This is a genomic window from Candidatus Omnitrophota bacterium (genome assembly GCA_014728045.1).
Lineage (GTDB): Bacteria > Omnitrophota > Gorgyraeia > Tantalellales > Tantalellaceae > WJMH01.
In genome coordinates this window covers 74,932-96,761 of sequence record WJMH01000010.1, presented here as the reverse complement: position 1 = coordinate 96,761, position 21,830 = coordinate 74,932, and the positions used below count along the sequence as shown (strand labels likewise).

The 21,830-nt window shown below is 49.4% G+C and carries 21 protein-coding genes; all 21 read left to right on the top strand.

The genetic code is table 11. The annotated features are described in order from the left end of the window. Positions 1-5 precede the first annotated feature (5 nt). The 21 genes from GF409_03035 (at position 6) to proB (ending at position 21,811) form a co-directional block, all read left to right on the top strand. Complete coding sequence (locus GF409_03035) at positions 6-482, top strand: hypothetical protein (protein ID MBD3426188.1); 477 nt, start codon at positions 6-8, stop codon at positions 480-482. 11 nt (positions 483-493) lie between these two features. Further along, a complete protein-coding gene (locus tag GF409_03030) occupies positions 494-2,203 on the top strand; it encodes a type II secretion system protein GspE (protein MBD3426187.1) in 1,710 nt (569 codons plus the stop codon). Positions 2,204-2,224: 21 nt separating this feature from the next. After that, positions 2,225-3,937: a type II secretion system protein GspE gene (locus tag GF409_03025; GenBank protein ID MBD3426186.1), complete on the top strand. Its 1,713-nt coding sequence runs from the start codon at positions 2,225-2,227 to the stop codon at positions 3,935-3,937. Positions 3,938-3,960: 23 nt separating this feature from the next. Further along, on the top strand, positions 3,961-5,178 hold the full coding sequence (locus tag GF409_03020) for a type II secretion system F family protein (GenBank protein MBD3426185.1): 1,218 nt from the start codon (positions 3,961-3,963) through the stop codon (positions 5,176-5,178). Positions 5,179-5,406: 228 nt separating this feature from the next. Next, the gene (locus GF409_03015) at positions 5,407-5,760 is read left to right on the top strand and encodes a prepilin-type N-terminal cleavage/methylation domain-containing protein (GenBank protein MBD3426184.1); all 354 of its coding nucleotides are present in this window, start codon (positions 5,407-5,409) and stop codon (positions 5,758-5,760) included. Positions 5,761-5,986: 226 nt separating this feature from the next. Continuing rightward, on the top strand, positions 5,987-6,337 hold the full coding sequence (locus GF409_03010) for a prepilin-type N-terminal cleavage/methylation domain-containing protein (protein ID MBD3426183.1): 351 nt from the start codon (positions 5,987-5,989) through the stop codon (positions 6,335-6,337). Between the two features lie 22 nt (positions 6,338-6,359). After that, the gene (locus tag GF409_03005; GenBank protein MBD3426182.1) at positions 6,360-8,258 is read left to right on the top strand and encodes a tetratricopeptide repeat protein; all 1,899 of its coding nucleotides are present in this window, start codon (positions 6,360-6,362) and stop codon (positions 8,256-8,258) included. 151 nt (positions 8,259-8,409) lie between these two features. Continuing rightward, the gene (gene pilM, locus GF409_03000) at positions 8,410-9,474 is read left to right on the top strand and encodes a type IV pilus assembly protein PilM (protein ID MBD3426181.1); all 1,065 of its coding nucleotides are present in this window, start codon (positions 8,410-8,412) and stop codon (positions 9,472-9,474) included. A gap of 33 nt (positions 9,475-9,507) precedes the next feature. Further along, a complete protein-coding gene (locus GF409_02995; protein MBD3426180.1) occupies positions 9,508-10,176 on the top strand; it encodes a hypothetical protein in 669 nt (222 codons plus the stop codon). After that, positions 10,176-10,808, top strand: a complete 633-nt coding sequence (gene pilO, locus GF409_02990; protein ID MBD3426179.1) for a type 4a pilus biogenesis protein PilO — start codon at positions 10,176-10,178, stop codon at positions 10,806-10,808. Before GF409_02995 ends, pilO begins: the two co-directional genes overlap by 1 nt. Then, the gene (locus GF409_02985; protein MBD3426178.1) at positions 10,789-11,190 is read left to right on the top strand and encodes a hypothetical protein; all 402 of its coding nucleotides are present in this window, start codon (positions 10,789-10,791) and stop codon (positions 11,188-11,190) included. The genes pilO and GF409_02985 overlap by 20 nt, the downstream gene beginning before the upstream one ends. A 47-nt stretch (positions 11,191-11,237) precedes the next feature. Then, positions 11,238-13,037 carry a hypothetical protein gene (locus GF409_02980; protein ID MBD3426177.1) on the top strand — a complete coding sequence of 600 codons (1,800 nt, stop codon included), beginning with the start codon at positions 11,238-11,240 and terminating at the stop codon, positions 13,035-13,037. Between the two features lie 107 nt (positions 13,038-13,144). Next, the gene (locus GF409_02975) at positions 13,145-13,459 is read left to right on the top strand and encodes a DUF2344 domain-containing protein (protein MBD3426176.1); all 315 of its coding nucleotides are present in this window, start codon (positions 13,145-13,147) and stop codon (positions 13,457-13,459) included. 49 nt (positions 13,460-13,508) lie between these two features. Next, positions 13,509-15,053 carry an Rne/Rng family ribonuclease gene (locus GF409_02970; protein MBD3426175.1) on the top strand — a complete coding sequence of 515 codons (1,545 nt, stop codon included), beginning with the start codon at positions 13,509-13,511 and terminating at the stop codon, positions 15,051-15,053. A gap of 122 nt (positions 15,054-15,175) precedes the next feature. Further along, positions 15,176-15,625, top strand: a complete 450-nt coding sequence (locus tag GF409_02965) for a hypothetical protein (protein MBD3426174.1) — start codon at positions 15,176-15,178, stop codon at positions 15,623-15,625. A gap of 34 nt (positions 15,626-15,659) precedes the next feature. Next, complete coding sequence (locus tag GF409_02960; protein MBD3426173.1) at positions 15,660-17,846, top strand: hypothetical protein; 2,187 nt, start codon at positions 15,660-15,662, stop codon at positions 17,844-17,846. 16 nt (positions 17,847-17,862) lie between these two features. After that, complete coding sequence (locus tag GF409_02955; protein ID MBD3426172.1) at positions 17,863-19,023, top strand: hypothetical protein; 1,161 nt, start codon at positions 17,863-17,865, stop codon at positions 19,021-19,023. A 133-nt stretch (positions 19,024-19,156) separates the two neighbouring features. Next, complete coding sequence (gene rplU / locus GF409_02950; GenBank protein MBD3426171.1) at positions 19,157-19,474, top strand: 50S ribosomal protein L21; 318 nt, start codon at positions 19,157-19,159, stop codon at positions 19,472-19,474. A gap of 33 nt (positions 19,475-19,507) precedes the next feature. Then, positions 19,508-19,750 carry a 50S ribosomal protein L27 gene (gene rpmA, locus GF409_02945; protein ID MBD3426170.1) on the top strand — a complete coding sequence of 81 codons (243 nt, stop codon included), beginning with the start codon at positions 19,508-19,510 and terminating at the stop codon, positions 19,748-19,750. A 2-nt stretch (positions 19,751-19,752) separates the two neighbouring features. Next, complete coding sequence (gene obgE / locus GF409_02940; GenBank protein ID MBD3426169.1) at positions 19,753-20,784, top strand: GTPase ObgE; 1,032 nt, start codon at positions 19,753-19,755, stop codon at positions 20,782-20,784. Further along, positions 20,708-21,811 (top strand): glutamate 5-kinase, encoded by a 1,104-nt coding sequence (gene proB, locus GF409_02935; GenBank protein ID MBD3426168.1) that lies wholly within the window; start codon positions 20,708-20,710, stop codon positions 21,809-21,811. The genes obgE and proB overlap by 77 nt, the downstream gene beginning before the upstream one ends. Positions 21,812-21,830: the final 19 nt, after the last annotated feature.

The following is a 21,830-nucleotide window of genomic DNA, read 5'->3' as shown; positions in this document are numbered from 1 at the left end:
TATAAATAAACCGGAAAGAGACGCAAGTGGCGACCAGGAAACGCATTGGCGAAAAACTTGGAGAGATACTCGTTCGAAGCGGTGCCCTGGGGCAGGAACAGCTCCAGAGGGCGCTGGACTTCCAGAGGAGCGAAGGCGGTCTTCTGGGCGAGATCCTCGTAAAGCTCGGTTACGTCAACGAAAGAGCTATCGTCCAGGCCCTTACCGAGCAGTACGGTTTTCCTTACCTGCCTCTTGAGTGCTATGAGTTCGATCAGGAAGAGACCGCTAAGATGGTTCCCGAGAACGTTGCCAGACAGTACAGCCTGGTACCCGTAGACATAGTAGGGGATATGCTGACGGTCGCGATGTCCAACCCGCTTAATGAGAATGCCATTGAAGACGTAGAGATGATCACCAAAAAGCGGGTCCAGGTGTTCATAAGTACCGTTACTTCCATACACGACGCCATTAACAGGCTGTATAAGAAAGAGACCGGTTAAAAGGCTCGCACATGACTTTATCTCTGACCAAAAAGATTTATGACCTGTTGATCGCCAAAGGTCTTGTGGCCCAGGAGGACCTTGATAAGGCGAAAAAGATCGCCAGTGAACAGGGCGGCAACCTCAGCGACATACTTGTCAAGATGAACGTTGTCTCAAAGGACGATCTTCTGACCACTCTGAGCGAAGGCCTGGGGTTCCCCCTGATAAACCTGTCAAGGATGCGCATAAACGAGGATACCCTTAAGATCATTCCCAAAAAGATACAACTTTCCTACAAGATGCTCCCGATTTCCAGAGTGGGTAAGCTCCTTACAGTCGCGATGGTAGATCCGCTGAATATCTTTGCGCTTGATGACGTGAAGGCCATTACCAATCTGGATATCAGCACTGTCATAGCCGAGGACAGCGACATGGAAGAAGCCCTTAACAGGTATTACGGCGTGTCCGCCGACGAAGAAATAAGCCAGATCGTCGAAGATATAGAAAGCACCAAGATGGAGATGGTTTCAGAAGAAGGCGAGAAGGTCTCTGCCGGAGAGCTTTTACAGATAACCGAAGATGCTCCGGTCGTCAAGCTGGCGAACCTTATCCTGACGCAGGCGATCAAGGAGCGGGCGAGTGATATACTCATTGAACCGATGGAGGCCAATTCAAGGGTCAGATACCGCGTGGACGGGATATTGAGAGAGGCGCAGCTTGCTCCCAAGAAATTCCACAGCGCTCTGATATCACGCATCAAGGTCATGTCCAACCTGAACATCGCCGAACGTAGGATGCCCCAGGACGGCAGGTTCAAGCTAAAGATAGAAGACCGGCGCATAGATTTCAGGGTATCCATAATACCTTCCAGTATCGGGGAAAAAGCCGCCCTCAGGATACTCGACAAGGAACAGGCGATGATCGACATCGACAGGCTCGGGTTCAAGAAGAGGGACAGGGAAAAGATACGCCATGCCAGTGAACAGCCTCACGGGATGATACTCGTATGCGGACCCACCGGTTGCGGGAAGACAACAACGCTATATTCCATATTGAAGCACGTGGATTCACCCGGAAGCAATCTGGTGACGGTGGAGGATCCGGTGGAATATGAATTGCACGGCATCAATCAGGTATCCGTTAACGAGGATGTAGGACTTACATTTGCGGGATGCCTGCGTTCGATACTGAGACAGGACCCCGATGTCATAATGGTCGGTGAGATCAGGGATTTTGAGACGGTGGATACCGCTATTAAATCCGCTTTGACCGGACACCTTGTGTTGAGCACGGTACATACCAATACCGCCGCCGGCAGTGTCGTAAGGCTTGTGAACATGGGGGTTGAGCCCTTCCTCATAGCGTCTTCGGTCATATTGATAGCCGCTCAGAGGCTTCTGAGGAGGTTGTGCCCGGAGTGCAAGGAATCACTTGCTCCTTCCGAGGATATCATTGAGCAGTACGGCCTTTATGACAAGGACGGAAAACCCGTCAAGAAGATATACCGTCCCAAAGGCTGCAAGTGGTGCGCGAACACAGGCTACAAGGGCAGGGTCGGTATAGTCGAATGCATGGAGATATCACCTGCTATCAAAGACCTTCTCTTCAAAAAAGCGGAAGACTTCGAGATACAGAAGGTCGCTGTAAAAGAAGGCATGACGACGCTTCGCCGTAACGGTGTTGAGAATGTTATTGACGGAGTGACCTCCCTTGAAGAGGTGCTGCGTATTACGGTCTAAATATGGAATAGAAGGATTCAGATGTCTGCACAGCTAACCATACGCGAGAAAATAATCGACGCTTTGAAGGAGAGCGGTCTCATAGAACAGAAGAAGCTTGACTCGCTCATCAAAGAGAGCGGTCAGGGAGGGGAAAGGGATATCGTCAAGAAACTCATTAGCGGAGAGATCATCGATGAAGACCATCTTCTGCCGCTTTTAAGTCAAGCGCTGGGAATACCGTCTATCGATATGTCCAGGGTCAATCTGGACAAGGAATCGATGAGCCTTATCCCCGAAAAAGTGATGAGGCGACACGGTTTCATACCGATCTCCCGTATAGGTAAACAGCTCACCCTGGCGGTTTCTGATCCCACGGATATTCTTGCCATAGATGACGTAAAGGTGCTTACCAAATGTGATGTCGAGATAGTACTCGCTTCAAGAAAGGACCTGCAAGAAGCGCTTAAATCTTATTACGGAGAGGCCGAGGAGGACTTCTCGGAGATAATCAAGGAAGAGGAAGCCGGGACGGATGTCGAGCTCGTGGGGGATATCGACAGTTTTGACGTTCAGGAGATCACCAAAAAGAGTGAGGCGGCCCCTATAGTCAAGATAGTGGGGCTTATTATCAGTGAAGCCATCAAGAAAAGGGCGAGTGACATACATATCGAACCGCTCGAAAGGTCCCTCCGGGTAAGGTACCGCATAGACGGGGTGCTGCACGAGGAGTTCGATCTTCCCAAAAAGAACCAGAATGCCATAATAGCGCGTCTCAAGATAATGTCCAAAATGGATATAACCGAGACCAGGGTGCCACAGGACGGCAGGTTCAGGATACAGCTTGAAGGGAAGGAAATAGACTTCCGGGTTTCCGTTCTTCCCCTGACAAGCGGCAATAAGATCGTCCTGAGGGCGCTTGACAAGAGCAACCTTTCGCTGGGGCTTGATACCCTTGGCTTTTTGCCCGGCCCCCTTGCGGATTTCAAGGAAGCGATATCCCGCCCCTTCGGTATAATACTCGTTACCGGTCCCACCGGAAGCGGTAAGTCCACGACGCTTTATTCGATACTTAATGAATTGAACGTTCCCGAACGCAACATCGTAACCATAGAGGACCCCGTCGAATATCAGGTGCAGGGACTTACGCAGATGGCGACACACGAAGATATAGGGCTTGATTTCGCCACAGGCCTGAGATCCATGCTCAGGCAGAGTCCGGATGTCATCATGGTCGGTGAGATAAGGGATTTTGAAACGGCGGATATCGCCATAAAAGCTTCCCTGACAGGGCAGCTGGTTTTCAGCACACTACATACCAACGACGCGGTGGGAGCGATAACTCGTCTTGAGAATATGGGGGTGGAACCCTTCCTCATATCTTCCAGCCTTATCATGACCTGCGCTCAGAGGCTTATGAGGAGGATATGCCCCAACTGCAAGGTCGCCGCCGACATTCCCAAGGAAGTAATAGAGGATATTCGCGAGAAATATCCGGAGGCCAGGGAAGTGGATACTTTTTATAAGGGCAAGGGATGCGGCAAATGCAACCACACCGGATACAGGGGCCGTATGGGTACCCTTGAAACTGTTCTTGTAGATGATACCATACGGGATATGATACACAAGAAGCGCTCCGAAGAGGAAATAAAGGAGCATTTGCGTTCAAAGGGAGTGAAGGCCTTAAGGGGTAACGCCATGATTAAGTTCATAAGAGGCGACACCACTCTTGAAGAGGTATTGAGAATAACATGATCGCTGTGGGTGGAAGGATATAGATGCCGAAATTTGCCTATGTAGCTAAAGATAAAGAGGGCCATACGATAAAAGGAGATGTTGAAGCTCCGGATAAAAAACAGGCCCTTGGTATATTGAGAAAGAAAGAGTTTCTGATACTCAAGCTTGAGCCCCTCAGAGAGAGGGCAAAATTCTTTTCCTTGAGTTTCCGCAGGGGGGTCAAGGTCACCGGGGACGAACTTGCCGGGTTTGCCAGACAGATGGCGACTTTGATAGAGTCGGGCATACCGGTCGTTACCGCCATAGATATTCTCGGAGAGCAGTCCCAGAACGAGGGTTTTCGCCAAACGCTCAGGGCGGTAAGGGATTCGGTGAATACCGGTCTTAGCCTTTCCGACGCGATGAAAAAACATCCCGGGGTCTTTCCGCCGCTCTTAGTGAGCATGATACGGGCCGGGGAGACCAGCGGTATGCTCGACGTGGTTCTTGACAGGGTAGCCACATATATGGAAAAAACGAACGCCCTGCAGAAAAAGATAAAATCCGCCCTCATCTATCCGGCGGTCATCGTTCTGATGGCGGTCGTCATAACCCTTGTCATGATACTCAAGGTGATCCCGGTGTTCAAGGATATCTTCGCCGGGTTCGGCGCGGAACTGCCCGGTCCCACACAGTTCCTTATAGACCTGAGCGATTTTGTAAGGGGCAATGTAGTGCTCTTTCTTATCATAGTCGTCAGTGTGGTCATTGTCATCAAGTGGTATTTCAGTACGCCTAAGGGGCATATGTTGATGGACAAGCTGAAGCTCAGGCTTCCTATAATAGGGAGTCTCTTCCGCCAGGTCGCTATTAGTAAGTTCACCCGCACACTGAGTACGCTATTAAAGAGCGGCGTTCCGATACTCGGAGCTCTGGATATCGTTGGTGAAACCTCAGGCAACGTGGTCGTCGAGAATGCCGTCGGCAAGGTAAGGGACAGCGTCAGGGAAGGGGAGAACATAGCTCCTCCCATGGAAAGAAGCGGCATTTTCCCCACAATGGTGACCAGAATGGTCTCGGTCGGCGAGAAAAGCGGCGAACTGGAGAAGATGCTTACCAAGATAGCCGATTCATATGACGAGCAGGTGGATACCGCGGTCGACGGTCTTACCAGTTTGCTCGAACCATTAATAATAGCTTTTCTGGGTATTGTTATTGGCGGGATCGTCTTCTGTATGTTCCTTCCTATATTCAAGATCTCGCAGATAGTGAATATGTGATTGCTGATAGAGATTTAACCGTCCCTTAACACAATATTAATGATTAGAGTGTATAATTAGAATAGGATAATAAAGCTCTTTAAAAAGCCGGGAAAGCTATTTTTCGTATAACTAAATATTTATATTTAAACAACTTGCTGGGGTTGCTTTCAGTAAGTATGAAGGGTATACTTATACTAGAGGAGATATACTCCTCTCAAACCTGATCTTTGAAAGGAGGTGAGAACGATGAAGCTGAGACGATTAATGGGTAAAGGTGGTTTTACGCTTGTTGAAATCATGATCGTTGTAGCAATAATAGGTTTATTGGCGGCGGTAGCCATCCCCAATTTCGTGAAGGCGAGAGAGAACGCACAGAAGAATGCCTGTATAGCCAACCTGAAGCAGATAGAAGGCGCTAAAACGCTTTGGGCGCTCGACAGCAATGCCGGCAGTACGGCTACTCCTACGTGGACTAATCTTGTGAGTGACTATATCAAGACCACGCCTTCATGTCCTGCGGGTGGTACTTATTCGATAAACGACGTGTCCAGTAACCCGACTTGTACGGAAAACGGACATACTTTACCAACTACAAGTTGATCTTAAGGTTCAACACAGCGTGAAGAACAAAGGGGCAGCCAAAGCATGGTTGCCCCTTTGCTTTTTGAAACACGTGCGCACCGCGTTAATGGGCATATGCCTTGCCCGGTCTCACTTTTGCAAGATAAGCTTTCGGCTAATTTATATTTTTGAAAGATTTTGTAATTTATAACTATGAAGGTATACTCTATCTAAGTATATCACTTCAGTTATATGAGGTTTTAACATGTTTACTTCAGGTAAGGTAACAGGAACTAGGGGCTTTACTCTAGTGGAGATACTGATCGTGATAGCGGTCATAGGTCTTATATCCGCGGTGGCTTTTCCGCAGTTCATCAAGGCCAGGACCACCGCGGGAAAGAATATCTGTATATCGAATCTAAAGAAGATCGGTGAAAGCAAGGAGATATGGGCAGTTTGGGAGGGTGGTGGCAGCGCGGATACCCCAAGCTGGTCTGACCTTGTCCCCGATTATCTGAAAAAAACCCCTGTTTGTCCCCTGGGAGGGACTTATTCAATTAACCGGGTGGACACAGATCCTACATGTACTATAGAGGGTCACGAGATCACTTCCTAAGCGGAGAAAAGGTGTATCCGAGATGAATCCGAAAAATTATTTATCACCACGGATCCAGCAGAATATTCTTGTAGGGCTTGTCCTTTTTTCGGCGGTCTTGGTATGTTATTCGGCCGTTGTTAATGCTGGATTCGTCTGGGACGATGAATTCCTGATCGAGAGAAACCCTCTTTTGAGGGCGCCGTTGTGGGCAATGCAGATGTTCAGCCAGGACATCGTTAATTCCGGCTTCACTTACACCAATTACTACAGGCCCTTGCAGATGCTCAGCTATGCTTTTGATTACCGCATCGGAGGCCTGGACCCGGCGGTATTTCATGTTACCAACATCATCCTGCATTTTCTCAACAGCCTTGTTGCATTCTGCCTTGTGCAGAACCTCACCGGCAGAAGGCCGGTAGCGCTGCTGACCGGTTTCATTTTCGCTGTTAATCCCCTCCAGGTGGGAAGTGTCTCATATATCTCGGGCAGGGCGGACCTTCTTTTCTTTCTTTTCGGTTTTCTTTCCCTGTGGTCATTTGCGGTTTTCAGACGTAGAAAAGATCATGTCTATCTTGTAGCCGCCGCGTTTTTCCTGTGTGCGTCGTTCTTTAGCAAGGAAGCGGCTTTAGCGTTCCCTTTCTTATGTTTATTCATGGACCTGGTCTTTTTCAGGAGAGAATACGGCTTCAACCCCTTATATCATGTTCCTAACTTCACTGTTATGGGCGCATGGGCCCTTATCCACCGTGCGGTTTCGGGCGGGGGGTATGGTTTCCTCTTCACCGGATGGGAAAATATCGCCGAGGGGGCACTAAATGCGCTCAAGATAGGGGCGGACCTTCTGGTTCTGGGCATAATACCTTATTCCCTGGGGATGAGGCGCTCACTTTTACGGGCTGGTGAGTACTGGCCCCTGGCGCTTATACTGCTGGCTGCCGCTAGCGCGGCGCTACTTTTGCTGAGGGACAGGCGGCGGATACTGGTTTTCTCTGCGGGTTTTTCCGTGATCGCGCTTATTCCTTTTCTAGTAGCATCAGGCCCCTTTAATGTTTACGCCGAGCATTGGATGTACGTCCCGGGTTTCGGTATTTTTCTTTTTATTTCCTCTGTGGCCGTACGGCTTTATTCTTCGGCGAGGGTTTTGGGAAAAACACTTATATTTCTGCTTCTTTATGCTGTTTTTGTTCTTTATCCCGCGAGAACACTCATGCAGAACCGCTACTGGATAGATGATGCCTCATTAAGCGAGCAGGTTCTGGACCGTTCGGGGCGGGATCTTACGGCGCTCCATTATAAAGCTGTCTCTCTTCTTGAAAGCGGCAAGAAGATCAAGTCCCTGGATGCCATTAGAAACATCACTCAGGATCACTTCGAAAACGCCAGGGCCTGGTATCTGCGGGGGAGACTTTTCCTTGCGGCGGGTCGGATCGAAGAAGCTGAAACTGATTTCGGAAAAGCGCTTGAACTGCATCCGGATTATGATAACGCTTATTTCGGGCTTGCCTTAGCTTCTCTTGCCGAGAACAGGGAAAAAGAGGGCATGGAGTATATCAGCCGGACGCTCCAGATAAACCCGAAGCATCCGGAAGCTATCAGGTTCCTGACCATGGCTTTTTCCAGGTCAGGCGATCCGGAAAAAGCTCTTAGAGTCGCTGAAATGGCACGGGACACCTATCCTTATGATTACCGGATACAGATGAGCCTGGCCAGAGCATATACCCGTCTCGGAAAGTTGCAGGAAGCGGCGATGGTGTATCTGGATGTGGTGAAATTATATCCGGCAGAACCGGCGCCTTACTATGAACTGGGTTATATATTTTACAAAAGTGGGCTGAATGAGGATGCTTTGAACTGGCTGAAGAAAGCGGTTATGGCCGATGCGGATTACAAGCCGGCAAAGGAGCTTATCAGGAAAATATACACCGGCCAAAACGTATAGTCCTCCGGCAGTTTTTCCATCGTAACTCGCCCTGGATCACCCAAGTTATAAATACCCTTAAGCTTGACTTTATCAACACCGTATGATAACCTTTCTTTAAATAAATATATATATAATTCATGGGCCTATATCTTGTATATTATGGGCTGGAATGTTTTATATATTGTATCTCACAGGGGTAGAGCGCTACCTATTCCAAAAAATGATAAAATTCGGAATCAAAGTAGAAGAAACGGTCGGGCTTGATATAGGCAGTTATGCTATAAAAGCTGTTTCTGTCAAAAAAGAGGGCGAGAACAATATTCTGACCGCTTACAACATCAAGAAGATACCTTTCGGCGCAAAAGAATCAGACACCAAACAGCTCATCGCGGAAACCTTCGACGAAATAGACCTGCATCCGGAAGAAGTCAATCTGGGTTTTTCCGGACCCAGCGTGATAGTAAGATTCATAGATCTTCCCAAAATGAACAAGGAACAACTTGCCAGCGCGCTTAATTTCGAGGCTGAGAAGTATATACCGTTCAATGTCAATGAAGTGGTAATGGATTTTATCATGCTCGGTGATTCTCCCGAAGCTGGCAAGATGAGGGTTCTCCTTGCAGCAGCAAAAAAAGACCTGGTTGAATCCAAGGTAAGACTTCTGGAAGAACTGGGTATGCATATAAATATACTGGATATAGACTCTCTTGCCATGTTCAACGCTTTCATGGCCTCGAACCCGGTGGAGGAGACCGGAAGCGCTTTTTTTCATTCCGGTCATTCCCAGACGGATATGTTAATAACCGTTGGGAAGGAGCCCTGTTTCATGAGACAGGTCCAGATAGGCGGAAGAGATATATATAAAGCGATTTCCAAGGACATGGATATCCCGGCAGAGAAAGCCGAAGAGTTGCTTCTTGGTCCCGAAGCGGGGGATCGTGAAGCCGTCGAGCGGGCCGCGCAGTCCATCCTTGACGACATAGTGAGGGAGATGCAGCTTTCTTTCGGGTATTTTGAGAACAGGTACGGCGCCTCTGTGAGCAATGTTTATTGTTCCGGGGGCATGATGTTCCAGGAGAACATAGTAAAATACCTTGCCAGCAAGACAGGATTTGAACTTAAAACGTGGAACCCGGTCGAAGGGATGCAATTAGCCGACCATATACTCAAGGAAGATGTGGACAGAGTGGCATCCCAGCTTGCCGTAAGTATCGGGCTTGCGCTGAGGAGCTGATCCCGGGGTTACTTTTAGCTTTCCGAGAATAATATGATAGAACTCAACCTGCTGCCAAAAGAACTGCAGAAAAAGCGAAAAAAACGCAAGGCCGCCCAGATGCCCAAGGTTCCTCTGGTGCCGATATCCGTCGGGGTCATCGCGGTGCTTTTAATGACGCATGTGGTTTTGATCATGCTTGTGAGAAATAACAGTAGATTGTCCGTTACCTTGAAGGAAAAGTGGGCGGACATGAAGCCGCAGCGAGATAAAACGGCAAATATAGCCAAGGAAATAAACAGGCTGGACAAAAGGGTTTCGGCCATACGGAAAATAACAAAGCCCGATCTGGACTGGGCGCAGTTGCTGGATGGGCTTAATCAGGCCGTTATATCCAATATCTGGTTATCAGAGTTCAAGGTGGCGACCACGGGTAGACGGCATTTTGAATCCGTGGGCGATCAGCCCGTTTCCCTGGACCTTACCGGATATTCCCTGGGTAAGAGCGAAATCGCCATGTCAACGGTCGGCAGGTTCATGGAAAGCCTTAAAGATGAGAAGGACTTTTTCAGGTTCTTTGACGAAATAGAGCTTCAGAACATTAGGAACGCCATGATGGCCGGGGAAGAGGTCATGTTGTTCAAGCTCATCTGCAGGTTCAAGGCCAAAGAGACTCAGGAGAAAAAGCAACCGGAAAACACCGGAAGAAGACGGCGGAGATAATGAACATAAATAGTATTCTCGAACGGGCCAGGAAATACGCCAATATAGAGCAGATAAAAGAGTTCCTCAGTGACGAGACCATGAGGAGCTATATGATCACCGGAGTGGCTGCTGTTTTTATCGCTTTGTATCTCTCGTTCGCCGTTATACCCAAATTCACTGAGTTGTCAAGAACCTCACGGGTGGTGAACGACCTGAACGACAAGATAGATCTGGTCAGCAGCCGTGTGAGGCGTCTTAACCAGACCACGAAAAGGCTGGAGGCGCTACGCGAAGAGCAGGCCAGTTATGCCGAGCAGCTCCCGGTCGAAAAAGACATCCCGAAACTGCTTGAAGGGCTGGCCAGTATGGCAAAATCATCCAAGGTAAAGATACTCAGCATAACTCCTTCAGAACTCAGGGCAGATACAAAGGTTCCTGGATCCGAGAAATACTACAAGGAAATGCCGATAAGGATCACCGCCAAAAGCGGTTATCATCAGCTTGGACATTTTGTCAGTAATCTTGAAAGAGGCAAGAGGCTGATCATCATAAAAGACCTCAGCATAAGGAATAGTTCCGGTACTCCCAGGATGCATGATGTCAGGATAGTGCTTAATGCTTATGTTTCAGTTGAAGAAGAAGAAAAATAATATCGCCTGTATTTTGGCATCTTCCATAATGCTTTCCGCTTTGGCGGCAGTCATACTTATGGGTGAAGTATATTCCCATGCTGAGCCGGGGGGGTTCGAGTATGAGTCACACGGCCGGAGGGACCCTTTCATTCCGCTTGTTGGGGTTGAGACGGCTAGAGGAAGGGTTGAGGGCCTTACGGGCATAATGTCCATTGATGATGTTTCCCTTCAGGGGATACTGGTGGGTCCCGACGGGTCGAAAATGGTCATTATAAACGGGGAGATGATCAAGGAAGGTGCCATGATAGGCTCTCTTTTGGTGGAAGACATCGGTAAGAACCGTGTCAGGATCAAGATAGAGGATCAGGTTTTCGAACTTGAGCTTTATGAACAGCCATAGATGTATTGATATTGCGGTAACGTATTTTGCGAACTTAAGGAGGTCTGATGGGAACTGGGAAAATAAACGTTTTTAGGAAAGCCATTGCTGTTTTTCTTTCGCTTTTCTTTGCTTTTGCAGGAAGCAGCATGGATTGTTTCGCGCAGATGGAAATGGCGCCCGCGGATGCCGCCGGAGCTTCGGCGGTAAAACAGCCCTTACCCGCCACGGGCAACGTAACCGTCAATTTCAAGGACGTGGACATAAAGACGGTCCTTCATTACCTTTCCGAGGTGAGCGGTGTGGATATAGTGCCTTCCCCGGGGGTTGATGCAAGCGTGACCATGCGTCTTAGGGATAAACCCTGGGAGGTCGCTCTTGACATCGTGACCCGCAATTACGGCTATGTTTATTCAAGTGACCAGGAGCAGGGGATAATCCGCGTAATGCCGAAGAGCCAGCTGAGGGACGAAGAGCCTATAACCGAGGTAGTTCCCCTGAACCACATGATAAGGGAAATAGAACTCTCAAAAGAGGAAGAGGGCGAGGAAGTGGTGGCCCAGGCCAAACAGGAGAGCATCCTTCAGTTAATGATGGCCATCAATTCGATTCTCGACGTCAAAAAGGGTGAAAGGGCGACCTACATATCAGGATCCAATTCGGTGGTCATCACCGCCATACCGGCCCGCATCACCGAGGTTAAGAACATGATAGCCAAGATAGACAAAAAGACCCCCCAGATAATCCTCGACTGTAAGGTCATTGAGATCAGGCTTAACGATGACGAGAGGTTCGGGATAGACTGGAACGCCGTGATCTCCGCCGCAGGTGCAGCAAGGCCTGTGACTTTCCCGTTCACGGGAGCCGGAGTGATCCCCTGGTTCGGGGAAGGGGCCCAGAGGCATTTCTATCCCGGTACGGGATTTACAGATGCCGATGCTACGACCAGGACAACGGATTTCCCCATGATCGATAAGACTGTGTTCGATCCGCTGGCCTTGACTTACGGTACGAACAGCCTTTTTACCTACGGAACGCTTGATTTCAGCCAGTTCACGGCGACACTGAGCCTTATCGAGGACAGGACGGACGCGGAAGTGCTGTCGGCTCCGCGAATAACGACCCTGAACAACCAGAAAGCCAACATAAAGGTCGTTGAGAAGATAATGCTGCAGAAGACGCAGGAGACGACACAGACTGCGGGTATAGTCACCGTCGAGTTCGAGAAAGAATCAGAAGCACGTGAGGTAGGTGTTCTCCTTACGGTCATACCGCATGTCAACGAAGAAGGGGATATATCGGTCAACCTTCTTCCCGAAGTGTCCAACAGGCTGGGAGCGAACGGTTTCGAGACGGTGCAGGTAGGCGCGAACCTGAACGCCATTGCCCTTACATTCAGTTCCAGGGAAGCGAACACTATCGTAAGGGTCAGGGACGGTGAGACCATTTTCCTCGGGGGACTTATACGCGAGAACGTGACGATGGTTGAGAATAAATTCCCGATTCTGGGCGACCTTCTCGGCGGTATACCCATACTGGGCAATACGTTCAAATATGAGGCGGAGGACGTGGAGAAGACCGAAATAGTGTTCTTTATAACCGTGCATCTTGTAAAGGATGGTATAGACAGTATCAAGTCGTCACAGACGGAGACTTTCTATAACAAGTTCATAGTGAAGGGTGAAGGTGTGGGTTCCGGCGCAACTCAGAAAAAAGGCGAAAGCAATATATTGAAGCGGGAAGAGTTGGAAGAGACCACCGAAACGGTCGAGGTATATATTGACCCGGCCGCAGATAAACCTAAGAAAGGATATAAACCTTTTCTGGATTTCAGGAAGAAAGCCAGTGGGTTGAACAGTAAACAATAGTGGGCCTAAGTGGGCAGATACGGGCGCGAGAGTGTTCGAGAAGAGTTTTTACTATCCTCAAATCCGTCCTGTATTTCCCACCGGGTCCTTCGCTTCGGACATGAAGCATGGCAAATCCCGATACTGTAAAATACGAAGCTGTATACTCAAAAAAAGGGGACAGCGTTTTCATTTCACATCTCGATGTCATGACCCTTTTCAGGAGGGCCATACGAAGGGTATCTTTGCCGTTCGTTCTCACGAAGGGGTTTACGCCCAGAGTGAGGATAAGCATGCCCGAGGCCCTCAAGCTCGGAAAGGAAAGCGATAACGAAAAGATGGCCTTCTGGCTGGAGGAAGAAAGGGAGCCCGGGGTTCTTATGGATGAGGTGAATTCCCAGTTACCCGAGGGCATCAGGATACGCGGGATAAAGAGAATCTGATCCGTGACTATCGGTCGCGGGCAACAAGAATGAGACAGGAGTAAATAACATGGGAAGAAGAAAGAGGCGCAAAAGCCAGAAAAAGACAGGAAAGGAAATATTCATCAACGTAACTCCCGTTGAAAAACGCGCGGCGATCGTTGAGGACGGAGAGCTGGTCGACTTTTTCATGGAGAGGGAGGAGCTGGAGCATTATGCCGGAAGCATATTCAAGGGCAGGGTCACCGCGATCGTTCCGGGTATCGAAGCCGCGTTCGTGGATATTGGCATGGACAAGAACGGTTTTCTGCATGTGAGTGATGTCGTGGATAAGGAGTCGATCCTTAAAGAGATATTACAGGATGAGGACGAACCCAAGATGAAGTCGAGGAAGAAGGGCCGCACACACAGGATAGAAGATATTCTGAAGGTCGGGGATGAAAGGATGGTGCAGGTCGTCAAGGAGGCCATCGGCACAAAAGGTCCACGTCTTACGACGTATATCAGCCTTCCGGGCAGGTATACTGTTCTCACTCCACATGATTCGAACATAGGCATATCACGCCGTATAAGCGACCGTGGTGAAAGAAAGCGGATACGCGAGGTCCTCAACAAGGTCAAGTTCCTCGAAGGTATGGGTTGTATCGTGCGGACAGTAGCCGAGGGCAGGTCTGAAGAGGAGCTGGTTAGCGAACTTAAATACTTGATCAACCTCTGGAAGAAGGTCAAGTCGCGCGCTGAGAAGCAGAAGGCGCCGGTAATGGTCTATGAAGAATACGGTATAGTCCTGCGCATGATAAGGGATATATTCACTGAAGATGTCACGCAGCTTGTCGTCGATTCCAAGGAAGAATACGGGAGGATAACCAAGTTCCTCAAATCGTACATGCCTGCGCTCAAGAAGAAAGTTAAACTTTACAAGGGCCGCACTCCGCTGTTCCAGAAATACAATTTGGAGAAACAGCTGGACCAGATCTTCGAGAGGAAGGTTGAGCTTAAAAGCGGCGGGTACCTTATCATAGAACAGACCGAAGGAGTTGTGGTTATTGATGTCAATACCGGCAGCTATGTTGGCAAGAAAAGCCTTGAGGAGACGGCCTACAGGACTAATTTGGAAGCGGCCGAATCCATTCCCAGACAACTCATGTTAAGGGATAAAGGCGGCATTATCATAATTGATTTTATCGACATGGATAAAAGAGAGCACAGGGACAAGGTCTTCCACGTTCTTCAGGACAACCTCAGCGACGACAAGGCCCGGATCAACTTAAGGAGCATATCCCAGTTCGGCGTAGTCGAGATGACAAGACAAAGAATGCGTAAAAGCATAGAAAGCGCCTCTTATGTTGAGTGCCCCTATTGCGGGGGCAAAGGTGTTGTCAAGAGCGTTCAGACAATTGCCATAGAAACCGTGCGCAAAATAGAGAGGGTGCTCGCCGAGAGCAGCAAAAGAAGAAAACATGTCGTTGCCGTTACCCATCCGGATATACACGAGGTTCTTGTCAAGGATCAAGCGAAAATGCTCAGTGACATTCAGCGCAGGAACAAATGCAGGGTAGAGATCCGGGAGGACAGTTCATTCCACATAGAGGACGTGATAGTGGAGGAACGTTAGGTTTCTCTTTATCCAGTTTTCTGTTTCAGAAAAATTAATTGAATCTTAACCCCTCCTTAACAAGTATTAAATACGACAGGTATATCATTAAAGTAAAGGTATAAGAAACCCAGGAGGCGATCATGAACGGCATGCTCAATAGTTCCAGAGGCATGACGCTTATAGAAGTGGTCATATCCATAGCCCTGGTGGCTCTGGTGGTCGTTTCCCTGTTCGCTGCGGTAACCCAGACGTCGGTCTTTTCCCAGAGGATAGACAGGGTGTATACAGCTTCATATCTTGCACAGAGACGGATAGACATGGTCAAACGTCTGGAGTTTGACCAGTTGGGATTCGCAGAAGAGACGGATGTGCGCGTAGATGCCGACGGTAACCTGGCTTCGGACGGACATTATGTCAGGACGACCGAGGTTACCGAGAATTATAGCGGCAATGCGTTCCTTGCAAAGGTCAAAGTGACGGTTCAAAGAGCAAAGGTCTACATGGACGGCAGTATTACTGACGATGCCGGACAGATAAGTTACATAGGCCAGCCCGTAGTTATGGAAACTTTGTTCGCGGATATGGAATGAGGTTTTTTCGCGGAAAAATCCAGTGAGGCGTGTAATGATGAAACGATTTCGCGACAAAAAAGGGTTCACGGTGATCGAGGTGCTTTTCGTAACAGCACTTTCTGTTATGGTCATAGGCGCTATACTTTCTGCGTGGATATTTACCAGCAGGGCTTGGATGAGCGAAGCTCAGCAGACGGGCATGCGGATGAACATGATGCAGGCGCTTGAGACGATGAAGCACGACGTGAGATTATCCAGCCTTACGTACATGGTGTTCTACCCCTCCGGAGCCAGTCCCTATACAGCGGTGAGCATGCCAGCGGCAGAGACTGACAATAACGGTTTTTATTCATTGAACGCCAACGGGAACATTGACTGGGACAAGACCATAATTTACCACCTTTACTCCGAAGGTGGCGGGACCGCGACATTGCGCCGCACGGTCCTTTATAACAGAGATAATACGCTCACCGACGAAGAGAGATATACCCAACTCGCGGGCGTGGTCACTACCGGTGCTGGAACCGGCAGCTACAGCACCGATACCGGATTCCTGCCCAATGTTAATACCTTCGAGATCTCTTCCGTTTCACCCGTAGTGGATTTTTATGACGCTTCAGCTACCCCGGTCAGGGCCGGAAAGGTGGTTTTCGGATGGGCCAAACTGGATTCGGGAGATCACACCATCAGGTTCGAAGTTACCGGCAAGAACGATCTTTCCGGAGGCTATGATATCGGGATAGATAATATCATGATCGAGCCGGCGGGGGCATCTCGCGAGTTCGAGTATTATGATTCCTCTTATGCGCCAATGGGCAGCATCACCGTGGCTGCAGGTTCTGCCAATCTTGTCACTGACGGAGCATGGAGCAACAACAATTATCTGGAGTTGTCGGCCGGCGGAGTGGGTTCCTATGTCGAGATACAGGACTATTATGATCTTTTGAGGGAATCGGCTTTCGATAACGCCTCGCTGGACAACACTGAAACCACAGGTGACAGGGTGAGGATAGCTCTGGATATACCCCAGGAGGATGAAGAGGGGGACATCACCTGGTACGCTTATGCCGAAGCCGGGGATTCCCAGCAGGAGGGCAGGAACGGTGCGATGCCCGGCGGAGTGACCCCGCCGGTAGCCATAAGAACGGTTGTTTTCCGTGACAGCATCGATGAAAAAGCGGACCTGATCCGGGTCAAATTCAAGTCAGGGTCAAGTGATGCCCTCAACATACACAGCGCTTATATAACTAAAAGGGACGGAAGTTTCGGATCGGACGGGCAGGCCAACCGGAATACCTCGGGACTCGATGTTGAAGAGTTCCACCGTCACCAGCAGCTCTTTTTTAAAGACGATACCGGTTCACCCGTTCCTGATGTGAGTATCCCGGCGGATTCTGAAGTGTGGAGCGTGTGGACGGCCTATCCGTTGAGGACCGACAGCGATTATTTTATCTCGATGAATATACAGGACGCCGGCTCAACGACGACCAAGTACTGGGAAGGGACATCCGGTGTCACGCGCACCTATTATCTGCCTGGCTCATCTTATTCCACCATGGCCGGAGTGCCTGACTGGAGCGGAGAGTCCCCCTCCACAGACAAGAACATTTATATTACCACGAATATCGATACGTGGGACTCATCCGGCAGCGTAGAATCGCATATTTTCGATACTTCCCTGAGCACGCCGATCTATAATCAGGTAAAATGGTCCGAGGACAGCCCAACGGGTACGGAAATAACACTGAAAGCGCGTTCGGATTCGGACGAATACATGGCAGGCGCCACCGACTGGGAAAGCGTGACCGGTTCCACTTCCAATCCCGGAGGATTATCGATCGGAACTGGCAGATACGTGCAGTTCCTTGCCGAGCTTGCCAGTGATCCCTACTGGGAAGTCTCTTCAACGGAGAAGACCTATGAGGAGTATGTTGATGATCAGGTGGACAACTATGCGGTGACGGATTTTCCGGCAGTAAGCGGTACCCCGTATGTTACGGGCGTCTATTCGGTATGGATCGACGATGTTGAAATAGACTGGCCGGGAAGAGAGCGCATCTGTAATGTAACCGGGTACATAGCCAGGAAGAATAATTACGGCCAGGCGAAGATAATAGTTGACGGGGAAGAGCTCGTCAAGATATTGAGCGTGCATGTGGCGACGGAGGACGAGGTGCAGGGCAGGACCATATCCGCTGAGAATTATATAGAAGTACAGCCAAGGAATACGGGCAAATGATCCCGGGAGGCTAAAGATGTATATAAATGGCACCAGGAACATAATGAAAGGGCTCCTCAGGAGCAATACTGGCAGTGTGCTGCCGATAGTTCTTATATTTATAGCGCTCATAGCCCTTAATACCATATCCCTGTCCACCGTTCTACAGCGGGACGTAAGACTTATCCGGAGGATCAAGGACGTGGAGCAGGCCCGGCACATAGCCGAAGCCGGCATTAATCACGCTCTTGCCGATATAAAGGCGAACGGTTTTACCGCAAGGAGTAATTTCACCGGTTCCATGGATACCGGTTCCTACAGCGTTACATATACCCAGTCTGGCGGCAGGCATCTTGTGACATCGGTGGGCACCGTCTCGGGCGTCTCCGATACGGTATCAGCTGAGATAAAGGATAATACGCCTACCGCTTTGAACTTCTTTTCAGCGTCGGGTAACGATATACGCATAAATTCCCTTGTTGCCGGCGCCCGCATCGTGGGGGACATACACGCCAATAACAACGTTTATCTTAAGTCCGGTCCACTTATCGCTTATTTGTACATAACCGGAAGGGTTTCAGCTACCGATACTGTCAAAGAAGGAACTCGTTACGATCAGGGATCATGGGATATCTGGGATAACCATGTTGTTATTAACGGCGATTCCAACGATACCGCCACCGTTTACGAGGACGAAGACAGGGTAACGTTCCCGACTTTTGATTTCACGAAATACCAGCAGCTCGCTGAAGATTCGGGGGACTATTACGACACCGACCAGGAATTCGACGGGGTGAGCCTTTCCCCCGGCAACGGTGTCGTGTTCGTTGACGGGAATGTGGATTTCCGAGGCAACTGTACCCTTAACGGGGGGCTTGTGGCGGACAGGATAAGGATCATAGGTACTTTGACGGTAAATAAGTCCGGGACAAGGAATGTTTTGATGGCCAGAAACGGTAACGTGGGTATATTCGGGCGTCTTTACACCGAAGAAGCTCTTGTATACGCCTCTCAGGATATTATCTCGCTCGAGTTGCTTGCTGATATTGATATAAACGGGATAATGATGGCAAGAAGAGATATCGTGATGTGGAATTTCATCACACTTATCGATTATACCTATGCTTATGTCTCCCCGAGCGATATGTTGGGTGAGGACGGAGAAGCGGTTTTCGAGGTTGTCAGCTTTAACCAGTGATCCAGTTTCCCCTTGACAATAATATCCCCATTTGATAGTATTATTCTAATTATATGGGGGTTTTATTATCTTTCCCCATATAACATTTTATTAATAAAGAACTTATGCAAGTTCGAAACTGAGGAGATACAGGATGTACGCTGTCATAGAACTTAAAGGTTCACAGATAAAAGTTGAAAAGGATACGGTTTTCACGGTAAATCGCATTGAGCCCCGTAAATCGAAAACACTGAAAGTTGATAAGGTACTTTTCGGTAAGAAGGGGAATTCCTACAAGATAGGAAGTCCTTATGTCAAAGGAGCCCATGTTGAATGTGAGATTCTGGGCGATAAAAGGGGCAGGAAGATAAAGGTTTTCAAGTACAGGGACCGGAAAAGTTCCCAGTCGAAAAAGGGGCACCGCCAGGACATTACCGAGCTCAAGGTCAAAGACATACACTTTGAGGACTGAAACCTGGCTCGATCATAATTCAGGGAGAATATCATGGCACATAAAAAAGGACAGGGATCTTCAAGAAACGGGCGCGATTCAAACGCGCAGAGACTTGGTGTTAAAAGGTTTGGCGGTCAGGTCGTAAAGGCCGGAGGTATAATTATCAGGCAGAGGGGCACCCGCTATAAACCTGGCGTGAACGTTGCCAAGGGCAAAGATGATACTCTTTTTGCCAAATGCGCTGGGAAGATCAAGTTCTCCGGTTCCCGGATCGTTAATGTAGTCCCCAGTTAAAGATGCTCATAGATCAAGCAAAGATCTATGTTACCGCCGGTAAGGGCGGTGACGGCTGCAACAGTCTTTACAAGGATATTTTCCACCGTAAGGGTATACCCGACGGTGGTGACGGCGGCTCCGGCGGAGACGTGATCTTCAAGAGCGACACAAACCTTAACACCCTTCTCGATTTCAAATACAACCAGCATTACCGTGCCGATAACGGCAGGAATGGCGGATCCAACCGGAAACACGGCAAAAGAGGGGATGACCGGCTCGTGAAAGTACCAGTAGGCACCATTATCAGGGACGCCGAAACCGACCTGGTCATCAGGGACCTCTCGGCCCCCGATGAAAAGGTTGTGGTCGCCAGAGGCGGCGAGGGGGGCAAAGGAAGCGCCAAACTCGCAGAACCTACCCGGGGTGAAGAGGGAGAGTCCCGAACGCTTTTTCTGGAGCTTAAACTTATCGCTGATGCCGGCATTATCGGCCTGCCCAATGCCGGTAAATCCACGATCGTCTCACGCATTTCAAAAGCACACACGAAGATAGCACCTTACCCGTTCACCACGAAAAGCCCTAAACTTGGAATGGTGAGTATGGACGAGGATTCTTTTGTTGTCGCCGATATGCCCGGATTGATCGAGGGCGCGCATCAGGGAAGGGGGCTGGGCGACAGGTTCCTCAGGCATATTGAGAGGACCTGCGTCCTCGTGCACGTCATTGACATGGCCCCGCTGGACGGGTCGGATCCTGCGGATAACTTTTTTAATCTGGAAAAGGAACTCAAGCTCTACGGGCAAGAAGTTTACGGTAAACCCCGCTTGATCGCTGCAAACAAAATGGATATGCCGGGGGCCGGGGAGAATCTTGAAAAGTTCACCGAATGCGTGAAATCAAAAGTGTGGCCGGTCTCGGCGCTAAGCGGCCAGGGAATAAAGGAGCTCATAGCAGCCATTTACAAAAAGGTGAAAGATGTCAAAGAAGAAGGCGAAGAGGATAACGGTAAAGATAGGGACCAGGGTCCTGACCGACAAGAACAACAGAATTGACAGGGATGTTATAAAGAACCTTTCCCGGCAGATGGCCTCTCTTATGGATAAGGGAATCGAGGTCGTGCTGGTCTCATCAGGCGCGATAGGCGCCGGGTTGGGGCTTTTGGACCTTAAAAAAAAGGGAAGGTCTCTTTCCGAACTGCAGGCCATCGCGAGTGTGGGACAGAACCACCTTATGGACATTTATAATGAGCACCTCGGTAAAAAGGGATATGTCGCCGGACAGATACTTCTCACGCGCGAAGACTTCAATGACCGTAAGAGGTTCCTTAACATAAGGTATACGCTGAACACTCTGCTTAAATACCGCGCGATACCCATAATCAACGAGAATGATTCCATATCGACCGATGAGATCAAGTTCGGGGATAACGATCGCATATCGAGCCTGGTGGCGGACCTTGCTTCTTCTGATATGCTGGTGATCCTTACGGATGTGGAAGGTCTTTATGACCAGAAAGGGAAGCTCATCAGGCACGTTGATCTGGTTACCGGCAAAATAAAGGCTCTTTGCAGGGGCAAGGGATGTGAGGAAAGTGCCGGAGGGATGATATCGAAACTTGATTCGGTCAGGAATGCGGCCCAGGCCGGGATAGAAGGGGTTATCGCAAGAGGTCGTGAGAAGGACGTGCTCTTGAGGGTGGCTGATGGCGAGGATGTCGGCACCAGGTTCGATGCGCACGAAAAACCCCTCAGGGCGCGGAAGAGATGGATTGCGTTCGGCAGGAAACCGCGGGGTAAAGTCATGGTTGACGAGGGCGCGGAGAAAGCCCTCATAGAGAGGAACAAAAGCCTTCTACCCAGCGGGGTGGTCGCCGTCAAGGGCAATTTCGCTGACGGAGATGTTGTAGAAGTAGTGGGAAAGACCGACAGGGTCATAGCGCGCGGACTTTCGAATTACACTTCCGAGGAAATGAAAAAGATCATGGGGAAAAAATCCCAAAGCATCGAAGAGGAGCTGGGATACAAGGACTATGATGAGGTTATTCATCGCGATAACCTGGTCATATTCGAGGAGTCCTGATGCTTATCCGGTCATGTTC

Bases quoted from the DNA above. Each gene is read 5' to 3' on its own strand.
- GF409_03030 (MBD3426187.1), top strand. From the start codon at position 494: ATGACTTTATCTCTGACCAAAAAGATTTATGACCTGTTGATCGCCAAA.
- GF409_03025 (MBD3426186.1), top strand. From the start codon at position 2,225: ATGTCTGCACAGCTAACCATACGCGAGAAAATAATCGACGCTTTGAAG.
- GF409_03020 (MBD3426185.1), top strand. From the start codon at position 3,961: ATGCCGAAATTTGCCTATGTAGCTAAAGATAAAGAGGGCCATACGATA.
- GF409_03015 (MBD3426184.1), top strand. From the start codon at position 5,407: ATGAAGCTGAGACGATTAATGGGTAAAGGTGGTTTTACGCTTGTTGAA.
- GF409_03010 (MBD3426183.1), top strand. From the start codon at position 5,987: ATGTTTACTTCAGGTAAGGTAACAGGAACTAGGGGCTTTACTCTAGTG.
- GF409_03005 (MBD3426182.1), top strand. From the start codon at position 6,360: ATGAATCCGAAAAATTATTTATCACCACGGATCCAGCAGAATATTCTT.
- pilM (MBD3426181.1), top strand. From the start codon at position 8,410: ATGTTTTATATATTGTATCTCACAGGGGTAGAGCGCTACCTATTCCAA.
- GF409_02995 (MBD3426180.1), top strand. From the start codon at position 9,508: ATGATAGAACTCAACCTGCTGCCAAAAGAACTGCAGAAAAAGCGAAAA.
- pilO (MBD3426179.1), top strand. From the start codon at position 10,176: ATGAACATAAATAGTATTCTCGAACGGGCCAGGAAATACGCCAATATA.
- GF409_02980 (MBD3426177.1), top strand. From the start codon at position 11,238: ATGGGAACTGGGAAAATAAACGTTTTTAGGAAAGCCATTGCTGTTTTT.
- GF409_02975 (MBD3426176.1), top strand. From the start codon at position 13,145: ATGGCAAATCCCGATACTGTAAAATACGAAGCTGTATACTCAAAAAAA.
- GF409_02970 (MBD3426175.1), top strand. From the start codon at position 13,509: ATGGGAAGAAGAAAGAGGCGCAAAAGCCAGAAAAAGACAGGAAAGGAA.
- GF409_02965 (MBD3426174.1), top strand. From the start codon at position 15,176: ATGAACGGCATGCTCAATAGTTCCAGAGGCATGACGCTTATAGAAGTG.
- GF409_02960 (MBD3426173.1), top strand. From the start codon at position 15,660: ATGATGAAACGATTTCGCGACAAAAAAGGGTTCACGGTGATCGAGGTG.
- GF409_02955 (MBD3426172.1), top strand. From the start codon at position 17,863: ATGTATATAAATGGCACCAGGAACATAATGAAAGGGCTCCTCAGGAGC.
- rplU (MBD3426171.1), top strand. From the start codon at position 19,157: ATGTACGCTGTCATAGAACTTAAAGGTTCACAGATAAAAGTTGAAAAG.
- rpmA (MBD3426170.1), top strand. From the start codon at position 19,508: ATGGCACATAAAAAAGGACAGGGATCTTCAAGAAACGGGCGCGATTCA.
- obgE (MBD3426169.1), top strand. From the start codon at position 19,753: ATGCTCATAGATCAAGCAAAGATCTATGTTACCGCCGGTAAGGGCGGT.
- proB (MBD3426168.1), top strand. From the start codon at position 20,708: ATGTCAAAGAAGAAGGCGAAGAGGATAACGGTAAAGATAGGGACCAGG.